Below are 15,699 nucleotides of genomic sequence, written 5' to 3' on the forward strand. Positions count from 1 at the left end.
GTTGTGTTACTCCTATGATTTTTGCCGCTGCTTCCCGTGGGGCGCACAAAAAAATCGGGGCGATTCCAGACAATCCCAGAACCACCCCAATTACCGATTTTAACCTTTAGATTCCATCTACAATCAATTTACTGATTTCAAACTCTAGATTCAATCTAAAATCTAAAATCCCAAATCTCAAATCCCTAGATTCAATCTAAAATCTAAAATCCCAAGTCAATTAGGCAATTGTTGCCATCTTGACATCGCTGTTGGCTAGCAAATTTTGCAATTCATCAGCATCCACAGTTTCCTTTTCTATTAGCATATCTGCCAAGGAGTTGAGGACGTGGCGGTTGCCAACCAGCACGTCTTTAGCGCGCAGGTAAGCTTGCTCTACCAACAAGCGGACTTCATCGTCGATCGTGGCTGCGGTTTCTTCAGAAAAATCCCGTTCGGCCATGATATCGCGACCCATGAACATATTCCCTTGTTGGCGACCGAGAGCTACAGGGCCTAACCGATCGCTCATTCCGAAGCGAGTTACCATTTGCCGCGCTACTCTTGCCACTTGCTGCAAGTCATTAGAAGCGCCAGTCGTGACTTCTTCCTCGCCGAAGACAATCTCTTCAGCAATGCGGCCGCCCAAAGCTACCGCCATTTGATTTTGCAAGTAAGAGCGAGAATACAAGCCAGAATCCATCCGATCTTCGCTCGGTGTGAACCAAGTCAAACCGCCAGCGCGGCCGCGGGGGATGATGCTAATTTTCTGCACCGGATCGTAGTCGGGCATCAGGGCTCCGACTAAAGCGTGACCGGCTTCGTGGTAAGCTACCAAAGTTTTGCGCTTTTCGCTCATCACGCGGTCTTTCTTTTCCGGGCCTGCGAGCACGCGGTCGATCGCATCGTTGACTTCATCCATCGAGACTTCGGTCAAGTTGCGGCGGGCGGCCAAAATTGCCGATTCATTTAGCAGGTTGGCCAAATCGGCACCTGTGAAACCGGGTGTCCGGCGGGCGATTTTTTCCAAGTCCACATCTTTCGACAAGGTTTTGCCGCGGGCGTGAACGTTGAGAATTTCCAGGCGGCCGGAGAAATCGGGGCGATCGACCACAACTTGGCGATCGAAACGGCCCGGACGCAGCAGCGCAGCATCCAGCACGTCGGGGCGGTTCGTAGCAGCAATCAAAATGATGCCTGTATTGCCCTCAAAACCGTCCATTTCGGTCAGCAACTGGTTCAGGGTTTGTTCCCGTTCGTCGTTACCGCCGCCCAAACCAGCTCCCCGCTGGCGGCCTACCGCGTCAATTTCATCGATAAATACGATGCAAGGAGCGTTGGTTTTAGCTTGTTCAAACAAGTCGCGGACGCGGGAAGCACCCACACCTACGAACATTTCTACAAATTCTGAACCGGAAATCGAGAAGAAGGGAACGCCTGCTTCGCCAGCAACTGCTTTGGCGAGCAAGGTTTTGCCTGTTCCGGGAGGGCCTACCAGGAGCACGCCTTTGGGGATTTTTGCTCCGACTGCGGTGAAGCGATCGGCATTTTTCAGGAAGTCCACGACTTCTGCGAGTTCTAGCTTGGCTTGTTCGATGCCGGCCACGTCGCCGAATGTCACCTGAGTTTGAGGTTCCATTTGAACTCTAGCTTTGGATTTGCCGAAGTTCATGGCTTGGTTGCCGGGCCCGTTTTGGGCGCGCCGCACCAAGAAAAACAGTCCCACTAACAGCAGGATCGGGAAGAACAGGCTGCTGAGGGCTTTTACCCAGAAACCTTCGTCGCTTTGGGGCAGAACTGAAATGTCTACGTTGTTTTTGGTCAGGATGTTGATCAGTTCGGGGTCGTTCGGCAGGTTGACGAGTACCTTGTTGCCATCTTGAGCCGTTACGAGGGCTTTGCTGCGATCGGAACTGATATTTATTTTGTCTACTCTCTTGCCTTCGACTTCCTGAATGAATTGGCTGTACTTCCAAACTTCCCGGCTTGGGGGCTGTTTGTCAAAAAATGCCGTGGCTAGGGCAATGACTACAATAGCCAGCAGTGCGTACAGTCCAGCGTTTCTCCACCGTTTATTCACCGAGGTCGATCCTCCTAATTATTTAGTCCCTACAGTTTGGGATTTTTTATTTATGTTCATCAATCTTAACGTAATTGTAACTTGTTTGCGGCCTGCAAGAATCCCCGTTAGGGCGATCTTGCTTGCATGGTGGTGGAAACCGAACGTGCCTTCACTGCGTCAGGTGATGAAATGCTTTCCTCGCCAAAGGTAAATTTTTGCTTACACGATCGAGTGATTTTTGTCAATGTGCCGATTGAGTGGGTAACGAGTTGAGACCAAGAGGGAGATGGACGATCGTCGTCTCAATCAAGCGCGCATCGCGATCGATGCTTGAGTTAGAGGTAATATGGGTGCAATCTCTTGCTGTTTTTGAGGCAGAACAAATGTATAGCGGTAGTGAAGCCCCGGCAACTACCTGACTCAGCGCGGCAACAGTTCAGATTTTCTGAGTGCGGATGCGGTTGGCTGATGTACTCTACCAAGCTTACTTGAGGCGATCGCCATCTTCGGCACAGAAAAAACGCCGCATAGGAAAATTGAAATAACTAGCTTTTTAACTGATATGCACAACCTCGCAGATAATATTATAGCGGCAACTAATTTATATAATTGTGGCGACCACTTTCAGGCAGAGTTAATTTGTACCAAAATCATTGACAGTCAGCCAGACAATTCAGATGCTTTATGTTTGTTGGGAAAAATTAAATATCAACTTTCAAAAAATCAGCTAGCTTCCACAACAGATGCAGGTCTGCGCTATCATTTGTGGTACTACAACAACCAAATTTGGAATACCACCACATGGGCAGGAGTCAAAGCACTAAAATCTCCCAGCGATATGTGGAGTTACCAAGAAATAATCTGGGATTTGAAACCTAGTTTGATCGTAGAATTTGGCAGTTTCTATGGTGGAGGTACTTTATTCTTTGCCTCGCTCCTTGAAAAAATCAATAACAAATCTCAAGTGTTTTCGGTAGATATTGACCATACATCTCTCAATCCCCAAGTGAGAAATCATCCCCGCATCGAGTTAATGCTGTCATCCTCAACCGCCCCTCAAGTTTCTCAAAGAATAGTCGAATTACGCAGAGAATTTCCCGGGCCGATATTTGCTATCCTGGATAGCAACCATGAAAAGCAGCACGTTTTGGGCGAGATGCAACTGCTGCGACCTATACTGCAAACAGGCGATTACGTCGTAGTTGAAGATAGTAATATCAACGGACACCCCGTTTTGCCCGGATGGGGAGAAGGGCCATACGAAGCAATGGAAGAATATTTTGCCATTTACCCTGATGATTATCAAAGAGATGATTTGCGCGAACAGAAATTTGGCTTTACTTTTGCAACTGCTGGCTTTTTAATTCGGCGCTAAATATTTAAAATTGTACTGCAAGTCAAAGATTGCCATGAAATTTCCACTGCACCAACCAACCCTCCAGTTATTGACAGGACTCTCAGGAGTCGAACTGGGAGCAGCCTCGCACAATCCCTACGGAGTGAATGCAATTAATGTTGCTCCAAAATTTGACGAAGATTTGTTTCAAGACAACCAAGTTAACATGGGAGAGCAACCGACAAAGATCGATATGTACGGCGAAGCAGACAACATTCCCGTCAAAGACAACAGCCAGGATTTTGTTTTGTCCAGCCACGTATTTGAACACATTCCCGATCCCATATCTGCTTTATTAGAATGGCAAAGAGTTCTCAAGCCGGGGGGATATGTGGTGATGATTGTCCCGCAGCCGGATGCTCTCGCCGGAGACAATCGCCCCCTATCTACCTACGCGCAATTAATTAAAGCACACCGAGAAAAATGGACGATTGAGACTGCTCCAGCGGAGAATTTATACGGCGGTAAAGGCGGGCACTACTGGAAATTTACCTCAACAACTCTAAGAAAATTCTTTGAGAATCTCAAAACAGCTAATGACGGCATTCCGGCTGTGAATTGGCAACTGCTAGGTACCGAAGATCCCGACAGCAAGGTAGGAAACGGCTTTTGGCTGGCTTACCGAGTGGGAGCATCTCATTGTTGAAAAAATTTACTCAGCGTGCGAGATATTAAGCTCGCACGCTATAAAATCCAAACTGAGATGCTCCCCTCGTACCTTAGCTAATTGGCTGTTAACAGCAGCATTTTTCAACACCAGCCAGCTCAAAATTAATTATTTAACACAGAGGTTTCCCCGAAATGAATTCTACAAATCAGTTGAGCTATCAGCCGCTTATCAGTATTCTGATGCCAGTTTACAATACACCCGAACAGTTTTTGAAAGAAGCAATTCAATCTGTTTTAAATCAAACTTACACTCACTGGGAATTGTGCATTGCTGATGATGCTTCTACCCAGCCTCATGTCAAGCGAATTTTAGAAGAATATGCGGCAAAAGATGCAAGAATCAAAGGAATTATTAGAAGTCAAAACGGTCACATATCTCGTGCGTCAAATTCGGCACTGCAATTAGCAACTGGTGAATTTATATCGCTGCTAGATCACGACGATTTGCTGACGACAGATGCTTTGCAGGAAGTGGTAATGCTGCTGAACCAGCATCCCGATGCAGACATGATTTATTCCGATGAAGATAAGGTAGACGAGCACAACAATTTTTGTCTTCCCTGTTACAAGCCAGATTGGTGTCCCGATTCATTTTTGTCTCGGATGTATACTTGCCATCTGGGTACTTACCGGCGATCGCTAATTAACGAAATCGGTGGCTTTAGAGCAGATTATGATGGCAGTCAAGATTACGATCTGGTTTTGAGGCTTACAGAAAAAACTAACAAAATATTCCACATACCTAAAATCCTTTACCACTGGAGATATCACCCCGAATCTGCCTCGGCTTCTAGGGATGCTAAACCTTATGCCTACGAAGCTGCTGCGAGAGCCATCACAGATACAATTCACAGAAGAGGGGAAGCCGGACAAGTTATAGCGCATCAAAATTACCCCGGTCACTATACTGTTCGGTACGCGATCGAGAGTTACAAACTGGTTAGTATTATCATTCCTACCAGGGATTTTGGGAGTATTTTAAATAAATGTTTACAATCAATTTTTTCCCTAACTTCGTATCCTAATTACGAAGTAGTGGTAATAGACAATGGCAGTGTAGAAGTTGAAACAAATAATATTATCAACAAGTGGCTAACTTTACAACCCAATAAGTTTAAATGCTACCGATCGGACATTCCATTCAATTACTCTCGCCTTAACAATTTTGGCGTACAAAAAGCACAAGGAGATTACTTACTATTTTTAAATAACGATACCGAAATCAGGGAGGGAGACTGGCTCAATGGTATGGTCGAGCAAGCTCAAAGACAGTCAATTGGCGCTGTGGGAGGGCTGTTGCTATATCCTGATAATTCTATCCAAAATACAGGCTTTATCTTAGGTGTGAACGGGATTGCCAGTCATGCCTACAAGGGAGTTAAGAAGGTATTGCAGTATGAGGACATAGTACACATAGGATTTACTAATAATGTCTCGGCTGTTACGGGATCGTGCTTGATGTGTCGCCGGGAAGTATTTACCAGCAGCGGCGGTTTTGATGAAAATTTACCCATTGTATTCAGCGATATTGACTTGTGTTTAAAAATGATGGCTCAGGGCTATCGAAATATATATATAAGTCACACCAAAGTCTGGCATCAAGAATTAAAAGGTTGGGCGTTTGAACTGAGTGATGAAGAACAGTTAAAGATTGAAGCAGCAGCCTCTAAATTGATGTTATCCAGGTGGAAAAATTTAATAGACCGCGATCCTTGCTTCAGCCAGTATTTAGTGAAAAAGCTGCACGAACAGTTAAACCCGATCGAAAGAATGCAGCCTTTAGTTAGCATTTGCATTCCTACTTATAACGGCGAAAAATATCTGAGCGAGGCACTTTTTAGCGCGATAGGCCAGACTTATCCCCATCTAGAAATTATTATTTCGGATGACGGTTCGACCGATCGCACAATGGCGATCGCTAAGTCACTCACTGACAAGTTTCCCGGCGAGTTCAAGTTTTCTGAACACAAGAAATTTGGATTAGTTAAAAACTGGAATCACTGTATTTCTCAGGCAAAAGGGAAATATATTAAGCTGTTATGTCAAGATGATTTGCTAGAACCGGACTGTATTGCCGAGCTGGTAAATTTAGCAGAACAAGACGAGCAAATAGGTTTGGTATTTTCGCGGCGGGGAGTTTTGCTAGCAGGAGATGCTAACTCGGATGCGGCTTGCCAAGCAATCGGTAGAGGTGCTTTAGAAATATCTCAAAACTGGTCAAACTTGCAGCGAGTACAAGATGGCAAAACACTGCTGGCAGATCCTAATCTGTTGAACAATCCGATTAATAAAATTGGAGAACCGAGTACAGTTTTGATTAGAAGGGATGTTTTCGATAGCGTCGGATTTTTTGATGTAGAATTGCAGCAATTAGTTGATGTTGAAATGTGGTTCAGAATAATGAGCCACTACAAAATTGGTTTTGTCAACAAAAGTTTATCCAACTGGCGCGTTCACCTCGATCAACTGACAAGAGAAAACTTGCTGAAGGGAGAAATCGTGCAAGATGTCCAAAGATTGCACCAGAAAATTTTACACAGTTCGTATTTTAATTTATTGAACTCTGAAGTTAAAAATCGGATGAGTGATGCCAATCAAGCGGCAGACTGGATGCAACTGTTAGCTGGAGGAAAAAAACAGCAGGTAAATGTTACTGCTGTTCCTGTTGTTCCGGCTGCGGCTTTAGAAGTAGCGCAAATTTCTCCTGTTGCTCCTAATATTCACCGACCTTTTTGGTCTGTAATGATTCCTACTTACAACCGGGTAAAATATTTGGAGCAAGCGTTAAAAAGCGTGCTGCAACAGGCTCCTAATGCTGAGGAAATGCAAATAGAAGTTGTTAACGATTGCTCGAACCAATCTATCCAAGATGAAATGGAGGCAATTGTTAAAGCTGTAGGCGGTGGACGAGTTAATTTTTACCGACATCCAGAGCAAGATATCGGTCAAACTGCTATCTTTAATCTTTGCATTCAGCGATCGCGCGGTGAGTGGGTTCACATTTTGCACGACGACGATGTTGTATTGCCGGGATTTTACAGCCGCTTGCGAGAAGGTATAGAAAAAGAACCGAGTGTGGGTGCAGCTTTTTGCCGCCACATTTATACAGACGAAGCGGGAAATCAGCGTTGGGTATCTTGGTTAGAAAGAGAAACTCCAGGGGTACTGACTGATTGGTTGGAACAGATTATTGTGATGTGTCGCTTGCAAGCTTCTCCGATCGCAGTTAAACGCAGTGTTTACGAAAGTTTGGGAGGTTTTTGCCCTCAAGCTGGTGCTGCTTCTGATTGGGAGATGTGGAAGCGAGTTGCAGTGCATTATCCGATTTGGTACGAACCGGAACCGCTGGCTTGGTATCGCCAGCATACTTCGTCAGACAATACTCGCTTGCTGAAGTCTGGCGGGCTAATTGCTGACGTGCGAAGATCGATCGACATTTCTCAATCATATTTGCCAAGGGCGATCGCCGATAAGTTATCGAATCAAGCCCGAGAACACTATGCTTTCTATGCTTTGGAGACAGCTAAAAAACTTCTGACAGATGGAGAACATGAGGCGGCGATCGCTCAAATTCGAGAAGGACTCAAATGCAGTCAATCTGCCCAATTAAAAGAAGCATTAGTTTCACTACTGTTGCTTGGTGAATCTCATCAACCTTCTACCGGATTTTCCAGCTCTATCGATCGGCAACCGCAAGACTCAAGCAATACACCTGCTGCGGTCAACAGTCAACTTACCCGCAAACAAATTGCTGATATTTGGCTCAATTTACCAACTGAACAAGTGGCAACTGCCTTTGCGGGCGATACAGGAAAACAGCACCAAGCCCTGCTTGCCAGCGACCTTAGATACGAACCGCTAACGGATGCAGAAGAGACTTTTGTTAGCGAATTAGCGGCCAATGTGGCGAAAGGATTTAACGACCCGAAAGCTATCAATTACCTGCTAGCAGCGATGCAGTACCGTCGCGCCGACCAATTGCCGATCGACTACGATCGCGCGACAATTCCTAACTGGTTCGCCAACGAATATCTCAAATTCATGTTTACCTGTCCTAACCTTTTTCAAACCAAAGGAGAAGCAGAGAGTTACTATCAATTTATCCGAGGATGGATTGATTACGTACATAGGAATTTGTTCAAAAATACCGGTGCGCCGCTTTGGCAAAATATTGGTGTGTTATTCGCGCAAATTGCTAACTTTATTCCGCTGTACTTTACGACGGAAAACCTGCGCGATATTTATACCAAACGAGCAGAAATTATCGAGTTTGCGCTGAAAAATCGCGGTTGTTCTATTGATTGTATCTTCCCGGCGCGATCGCCCAACCGGACAAAAATCCGCCTCGGCATCATCAGCGACCATTTCGCCCCGCAAACCGAAACCTTCGCCACCATCCCGGTTTTCGAGCATTTAAACCGCAACCAGTTCGAGATTTACCTGTACGCGCTCAACACCAGCGGCCACCAATTAGAACAATACTGTCAAAGTCGCGCCGACAAACTGGTTGAACTCCCGAAAGACTTTGCACTGCAAGTCCAAACCATCCGCGCCGACGACTTAGATATCCTGTTTTTCGGGACAAATTTAACAGCTATCAACAAACCAGTTGGTTCCCTAGCAATGCACCGTTTGGCCAGGGTACAAACTACATCTTTTTGTTCCCCAACAACCACCGGCATCCGGCACATGGATTACTACATCGCAGGCAAATTTACCGCGCCTGATGCTAGTTATCAAGCACAATATCGCGAACAGTTGGCTGTACTCGAAGGTAGCGGTTTTTGTTTCAAATACGCCACAGAATCGGAAGTAGCTACAATCAAACCTACGCGCCAAAGTCTCGGCATTTCCGACAACACAACTGTTTTTGTCTCCGGCGCTAACTTCTACAAAATTCTGCCGGAATTGAGAGAAACTTGGGTAAAAATTCTAGCGGCTGTACCGAATTCAATCTTGATTCTATATCCCTTCGGGCCGGCTTGGACTCGGACTTATCCAGTGACACCTTTTGTTAACAATATGAATGCTGTATGCGCTAAATACGGCGTGAATAACAACCGCTTGCGGTTCGTGAAACAACTGCCAAGCCGCGCGGATGTCAAAGAGTTTTTGCAGCTAGCAGATGTTTATCTCGATTCTTTTCCCTACGCTGGGGCTACATCATTAATCGATCCTTTGCAAGTAGGATTGCCGGCGGTGGTTGTGGAGGGAAATGCTTTGCGCTTCCGCCAAGGTGCGGCGATGCTGCGGGAATTGCAAATGCCCGATTTAATTGCGCGTGACGAAGCATCTTACATTCAATTAGCTGTTAATCTGGGCACTAACCCGCAGTTGCGGCTGCAAAAACGGCAGGAAATTAAGGAAAAAATGCAGGGCAATCCCGCCTGTTTTGATAGTGTGGCATATTCGGGGGCGATCGGCAAATTATTCCAAGAACTCTTCGGCATCTGGCAAAGCAGCCACCTAGAAGCAGCCCGCAGCTTGCAGGATAGCATTCCCAAACCAGCCGATTTGGGCGAGAAACTCTCGAATGCCGTCAAACTTTACCAGAAAAATTCATCAAACATCTCAGCAATATCAGAATTGCGTCAAATCCGCCAAAAAATCGCTGATTTTTGGCTGAACCTTCCCGCCGAAAATATCGAAACCGCCTACCAAAGTACGCCCGGTAACAGCTACAAAATCCTGCTCGAAAGCGGCTTTCAACGTCAACCGATGATGGAAAGCGAACAAATATTTTTGCAGCAATTAACCCAGATTAGCAAAGGATTAGTGCATCCGAAAGCTGTCAATGCTTTGCTCGCCGGGATGCTGTATTTCCCACCAGAAACCATGCGGATTCCCGACGCTCGTAACCGTTTACCGCACTGGTTAATTGGAGATTACGAACAAGTTTTTGAGACAGAAGCCGCCGTCAAGTCCGAGTCAAGTTCTGACTTGCTATTGCAATACATTCAATCTCCGCAATTTGCCAATCAACTGTTAGGATGCGTCAATCTTTATCGCATCGATCCTTCTGACGTATCGGTAGTTTTGGAACTACGCCAAATCCGCAAACAACTGGCTGATTTTTGGCTGATTGTTCCTTCAGAACAACTGGAAACAGTTTACCGAGGTGAAGTTCGTAAGGGATATCAAGCAATACTTAGCTGCGGGTTGCAATCCGAGTCAATGACGGAAGCAGAACAGAAGTTTTTGCAGCAGTTAACTGAAATTAGTAAAGGGTTAGTGAATCCTCAAGCTATCAATGCTTTGCTTGGTGCGATGCTGTATTTTGTGCCGGGAAAAATGCGGGTTCCCGACGCTCGCACCCGCTTACCCAAGTGGCTGATTGAGGATTACGAAAATGTGTTTGAAGGTGCATTGTTGGCATCGGAAAAAACAATTGTGAAACAAGATTATTTGCCGCAGTTGCTCAATCAATTAACTGCTGCGGTCAATCTTTATGAAATTGACCCGACGGCGGAATTGGTAATAGCAGATTTGCGGTCAATTCGCAGGCAAATTGCTGATTTGTGGCTGAGGGTTTCTGGCGAACAATTAGAACTTTTGTACCGGAGCGATTTCGGGAAGGGTTACAAGGCTCTGCTGGGCTGCGGGTTTGTGAATGAGCCTTTGAATGAGAGCGATCGCGCGTTTTTCAATTCGTTGGTTGCTAAGTTGAGTAAAGGTTTTGGAGCGCCTGAAGCTGTGAATAATTTGTTGGTGGGGATGCTGTTTTGTCGCGCTGGGCACTTGCAAGTTCAGGATGCGAATAGTTGTTTGCCTTCTTGGTTGTTGGAGGATTACGAGCAGTTGGTTGGGGGTGCGGTTAAGGTGGCTGTGAAGTAAACGGATCTCGCGCTGGGCGAGTTCCTGCCCGCCCAGGGCGATCGATTAGTTAGGCTATTGGAACTTGATTTTTAAGGGCAAAAGAAATGCTTCAAATATATGGACATTCTCTATTCCTCTGTTTCAATAAACTCTCAACTATTCATCCAATCCTTACCTAATTTTGAATTAGTAATTATAGTCTTTAAATCATTTTTTATGATGTATCTAAAATTTGGAGTGTCTTGAATTCTAAGCGGTAGTAATAAATATGTAGGGCTTGCTGAATATATCGATCGCACTTGACGTCGCCTGGGTTATTCGATCGCGCGATCGAGAATAAAGTTGCCGTGATAAACAGGTAAAATAGGTCAAAACCCGTGCATCACCACCTGCGATCCTGTACAAAAAATCTGAGCTTGCCTCCAGCCTCCCATCCAAGTTTGAACTGCCTTTCGGAGGAAGGCTGTCATCAGACAACCGTTGGGTAAAAATGGGCGAACTAATGCCGTGGTCAGAATTTGAATCAGAATATGCTGAAAACGTATCGGCTCAATAAGTAGGGGTAGCAGAGGAGGCGTTGCTGAACTAGGGTATGATGAAGTAGTCGTCGGAGCGTCACAAATCACACACATTTAAAAGGAATATTATGCAATGCCCGGAATGTCAGTCAACTCATATCAATAAAAATGGTCATAAGAAAGGCAAGCAGAATTATATTTGCGTCAGATGTAAAAACCCATTTATAAATGATTATCAATCTCACAAAGGATACTCGGAAGAAGTGAAACGCGAATGTCTAAAAATGTATGTTAATGGCATGGGTTTTCGAGGCATTGAAAGAGTCAAAACTGTGCATCATACTACAATTATTAATTGGGTAAAACAAGCTGGAGAACTCTTGCCAGATTGTTACGCAAAGAGAAATAAATCCCGAAGTGGGAGAATTAGATGAGTTACAAACATTTGTCGGTTCAAAAAAAAAACAAAACCTGGCGAGCGACGGCGGTAGACCATTTTAAGCCAGGTATTTTAGGATGGGTTTTAGGCGACCGTAGCGCCAAAACTTTTGAACCACTATGGGATATTGTTAGTAAATGGAACTGCTATTTTTATGTGACAAATGGCCCGAAAGTTTACCCAATTTTTATGCCGGAGGGAGAGCAAACTATTAGCAAAATTTATAGGACAAGAGTTGAGGGTAAAAATACAAGGCTCAGAGATTACTTGGCTCGGCTAACAACAAAAACTGTTTGTTATTCTCAGTCGTCACAAATGCTAGGACATTCAATTAAATTACTAATTCATTATCTGAAATTTGGAGATGTGCCAATTCCCCATCAAAATCCAAGAAATCATTTTCGGCTCCAATCTCGCATTTTTTCTCGTCTCATACCCTGATTCAGCAACGCCAACGTTCTTTATAGGCATTTATTTGATGTTCAATGGCTTTTATAATAAATCTTAAATCTTTAAATGATAGATTCATATTATTTCCATTCCCAAGGACGAATATTTAGCAATCCCTAACTAGACGGTTGCTTGAAGAAGCATATCCTCTACTTGTCTAATTTGCTCCCAATCAATTGCTGCAACCCAAAGACTTTCCTCTTCAGAATATTGCACCACGCCATCCACTTCTAATTCTTCGCTATAGAGGGTGAGCAATTGACCATTTTGTAATTTAATATTTTGGCGACTTAAATCTTCAATTGTACCAACACAATTCAGACGAAGGCGACTCTGTTCATCAGCATTATGAAAGTCTGCAAAGATTCTGGGATAACTCATATTTATTACTACACTTAAGATGATTTTTTTTATGGGGGGATTTATGCAACTGACTCACTTAGATGAGCTTGTAGGGTGCGTCAGACGAAGTGATGGATTAATATAACCAGGGTTTTAGCGTCTGACGCACCCTTACTCTATTTGCTAGTTGCCTAAGTCCTAGATGGGTTAGGGATCGTTGGTGTCAGCAGAAGACTTGCTTGTTCTGGTGTTAAGCCAGCGAGAGTTGCATGATTTAAACTTCTGCCAGAAGTACGGATGACATCTCCACCTTCCGATCAAACTTTAGCCACTGTGGTAACACCCACTTGTCTATGAGGGATTGCTAATGCTAATTCTGTTACAGACAATTCTACTGCACATTCTACAGAAATTCCCGTTATGCCGCTGGGGTGGGTTCCTATGGCACGTTGAATATCTTCTGGATGATTGCGACCACCACGAACTACTAAGGCTTCGTTGGGAATTATCTCTACATTTATTTTAGTCATGTTCAAATTTGATTAAAATTTCTAGTTTTAATGTCACCGCAGGGTTGGGCTATTAGGTTGTGACCTTGCGTTTTGAGTAAAAAAATATATTATTTAATATATCTGAAAAAAGTATTTAACTTATCTTCAGAGTTAAAGTCATGCGTACAGTAAAAGCACTTCCCAATATAACAGGGCGGACATTATTGCCCGCCCCATCAAACGATCGACTATCGATTAATAATCGAAGTCGCCGCCGCCCATGCCGCCGCCAGCGCCAGCAGGAGCGCCATCCTTCGGCTCAGGCTTGTCAACAACGATGCACTCGGTTGTCAGCACCATGCCAGCAATTGATGCGGCATTTTGCAGGGCAGAACGAGTTACCTTCGCGGGGTCAACGATACCAGCTTCAAACATATCGACAAACTCATTTGTCGCTGCGTTGAAACCGACGTTAAAAGGCTTTTCTTTGACGCGCTCAGCGATGACAGCGCCGTTCAAACCAGCGTTTTCAGCAATCCGCTTCAGGGGAGCTGCCAGAGCCCGTGCCACAATCAAAGCACCGGTCAATTCTTCGCCCTTGAGATTGCTATTAGCCCACTCTTCCAATTGAGGAGTCAGGTGAGCCAAAGTTGTACCGCCGCCGGGGACAATGCCTTCTTCGACAGCAGCTTTGGTTGCGTTGATCGCATCTTCAAGACGCAGTTTGCGATCCTTCATTTCGGTTTCGGTAGCCGCGCCGACTTTGATGACTGCAACGCCGCCAGCCAATTTGGCCAAACGTTCTTGCAGCTTTTCTTTGTCGTAGGAAGATTCGGTTTCGTCCATTTGACGGCGAATTTGTTCGCAGCGGGACTTGACGGCGACTTCGTTACCTTCGGCCACAATTGTGGTGTTGTCTTTGGTGATGGTGATGCGGCGGGATTTGCCCAGCATATCCAGCTTGGTGTTTTCCAGTTTCAAACCAGCATCTTCGGTGATTAGTTGACCGCCGGTCAATACGGCGATATCTTCTAACATGGCTTTGCGCCGATCGCCAAAACCAGGTGCTTTGACAGCAGTCACGTTCAACACGCCGCGCAGTTTGTTGACAACCAGAGTAGCTAAAGCTTCTTTCTCGATGTCTTCTGCAATAATCACCAGCGGGCGGCCGGAACGGGCTACTTGTTCGAGTACGGGTACTAAGTCTTGTACCAAGCCGATTTTCTTGTCTGTCAGCAGGATGAAGGGTTCTTCTAGAATCGCTTCCATCCGTTCGGTGTCGGTGACGAAGTAGGGAGAAATGTAGCCTTTATCGAAGCGCATCCCTTCGGTGATTTCGAGCTCGGTGGTCATAGACTTCCCTTCTTCTAGGGAAATTACGCCTTCCTTGCCCACTTTGTCCATTGCGTTGGCAATCATTTGGCCGACTTCATCGTCGTTACCAGCAGAGATTGAGCCTACTTGGGCGATGGATTTGGAATCTTCTACTTGTTTGGCGTGTTCGGCAATTTTTTCGACCAAAAAGCTGGTTGCTTTGTCAACACCGCGTTTGAGGGCGATCGCATTTGCACCGGCTGCGACGTTCCGCAGGCCTTCTTTGACCATTGCATGAGCTAGAACGGTAGCTGTTGTGGTGCCGTCGCCTGCTGCGTCGTTGGTTTTGGAGGCGGCTTGACGGATCAAGGCAACGCCTGTATTTTCTACGTGGTCTTCTAGTTCGATTTCTTTGGCGATGGTAACGCCGTCATTGACGATTTGAGGAGCTCCGAATTTCTTTTCGAGCACTACGTTGCGACCTTTGGGTCCGAGGGTGACGGCCACTGCTTCGGCCAAAATGTCCATGCCGCGTTCGAGGGCGCGACGTGCATTTTCGTTGTAGATTATACGCTTAGCCATAGTTTTTGGGGATGAAAAGGTTTGAGATTTTTGATTGGGGAAGGATTTTAGTCATTTGTCCTGTGTCATTAGTTGTTTTGCGGCCTTGGCTTTAAACTGATGGCTGATGACGGCAGGACTGATGACTGATGATTAATTAGTTAACGATCGCCAGAATGTCTTTTTCGGCTAGCAAGACGTATTCGTCGGTGCCGAGTTTGATGTCGGTGCCTGCGTACTTCGAGTAGAGAACTTTGTCGCCAACTTTGACTTCCATTTCAACGCGCTTGCCGTCGTCATTGCGCTTGCCGGGGCCCACGGCCGCGACTTCGCCTACTTGGGGCTTTTCCTTTGCTGTGTCGGGCAGAAGGATGCCGCCGGCGGTTTTTTCTTCGCTAGCGCTTACTTTCACGAACACGCGCTCGCCTAAAGGTTTAACGGTAGAAACACTCAGTGATACTGCTGCCATAAATAAATCTCCAGATTACAGATCCTAGTCAGTTAGCCTGCCGGGGTCGCTATGAAAGCAACTGCCGACTGCTTGCTACTGACATATTAGCACTCTCGACTCCTGAGTGCTAATTTAGCTTTAGTTAGGGGCGATCGCAACTTATCTGTCTGTACGGGTTCCCGAACAGAAAATGAGGGGGAGAGGGGGAGAG

At 45.5% G+C, this 15,699-nt stretch carries 8 protein-coding genes and 2 pseudogenes; 5 read left to right on the forward strand and 5 right to left on the reverse strand.

Features of this window, described 5'->3' with window-relative positions; genetic code table 11:
* Nucleotides 1–220: 220 nt before the first annotated feature.
* Nucleotides 221–2,059, reverse strand: coding sequence for an ATP-dependent zinc metalloprotease FtsH3 (ftsH3, locus tag AACV78_RS04300; protein WP_194008188.1), 1,839 nt, complete (start codon nt 2,057–2,059; stop codon nt 221–223).
* A gap of 544 nt (nt 2,060–2,603) precedes the next feature.
* Between ftsH3 and AACV78_RS04305 the strand changes: the two genes are divergently transcribed.
* The 5 genes and pseudogenes from AACV78_RS04305 (at nt 2,604) to AACV78_RS04320 (ending at nt 12,320) form a co-directional block, all read left to right on the forward strand.
* Nucleotides 2,604–3,416, forward strand: a complete 813-nt coding sequence (locus tag AACV78_RS04305; protein WP_194008187.1) for a CmcI family methyltransferase — start codon at nt 2,604–2,606, stop codon at nt 3,414–3,416.
* Between the two features lie 34 nt (nt 3,417–3,450).
* Nucleotides 3,451–4,083 carry a methyltransferase domain-containing protein gene (locus AACV78_RS04310; protein WP_194008186.1) on the forward strand — a complete coding sequence of 211 codons (633 nt, stop codon included), beginning with the start codon at nt 3,451–3,453 and terminating at the stop codon, nt 4,081–4,083.
* A gap of 155 nt (nt 4,084–4,238) precedes the next feature.
* Nucleotides 4,239–10,940, forward strand: a complete 6,702-nt coding sequence (locus tag AACV78_RS04315; RefSeq protein WP_194008185.1) for a glycosyltransferase — start codon at nt 4,239–4,241, stop codon at nt 10,938–10,940.
* Nucleotides 10,941–11,319: 379 nt separating this feature from the next.
* Nucleotides 11,320–11,469, forward strand: a pseudogene (locus AACV78_RS28645) (IS5/IS1182 family transposase); the annotation flags it as partial.
* Nucleotides 11,470–11,568: 99 nt separating this feature from the next.
* A pseudogene (locus AACV78_RS04320) lies at nt 11,569–12,320 on the forward strand (IS1 family transposase).
* Nucleotides 12,321–12,449: 129 nt separating this feature from the next.
* Here AACV78_RS04320 and AACV78_RS04325 read toward each other — a convergent pair.
* The 4 genes from AACV78_RS04325 to groES form a co-directional block, all read right to left on the reverse strand.
* A complete protein-coding gene (locus AACV78_RS04325; RefSeq protein WP_194008184.1) occupies nt 12,450–12,710 on the reverse strand; it encodes a hypothetical protein in 261 nt (86 codons plus the stop codon).
* 278 nt (nt 12,711–12,988) lie between these two features.
* Nucleotides 12,989–13,201: a hypothetical protein gene (locus tag AACV78_RS04330; RefSeq protein WP_228042073.1), complete on the reverse strand. Its 213-nt coding sequence runs from the start codon at nt 13,199–13,201 to the stop codon at nt 12,989–12,991.
* A gap of 216 nt (nt 13,202–13,417) precedes the next feature.
* Nucleotides 13,418–15,058: a chaperonin GroEL gene (gene groL, locus AACV78_RS04335; protein WP_194008183.1), complete on the reverse strand. Its 1,641-nt coding sequence runs from the start codon at nt 15,056–15,058 to the stop codon at nt 13,418–13,420.
* 136 nt (nt 15,059–15,194) lie between these two features.
* Nucleotides 15,195–15,506 carry a co-chaperone GroES gene (gene groES, locus AACV78_RS04340; protein WP_194008182.1) on the reverse strand — a complete coding sequence of 104 codons (312 nt, stop codon included), beginning with the start codon at nt 15,504–15,506 and terminating at the stop codon, nt 15,195–15,197.
* Nucleotides 15,507–15,699: the final 193 nt, after the last annotated feature.

Source organism: Tychonema sp. LEGE 07196, from assembly GCF_963890365.1.
Classification (GTDB): domain Bacteria; phylum Cyanobacteriota; class Cyanobacteriia; order Cyanobacteriales; family Microcoleaceae; genus Microcoleus.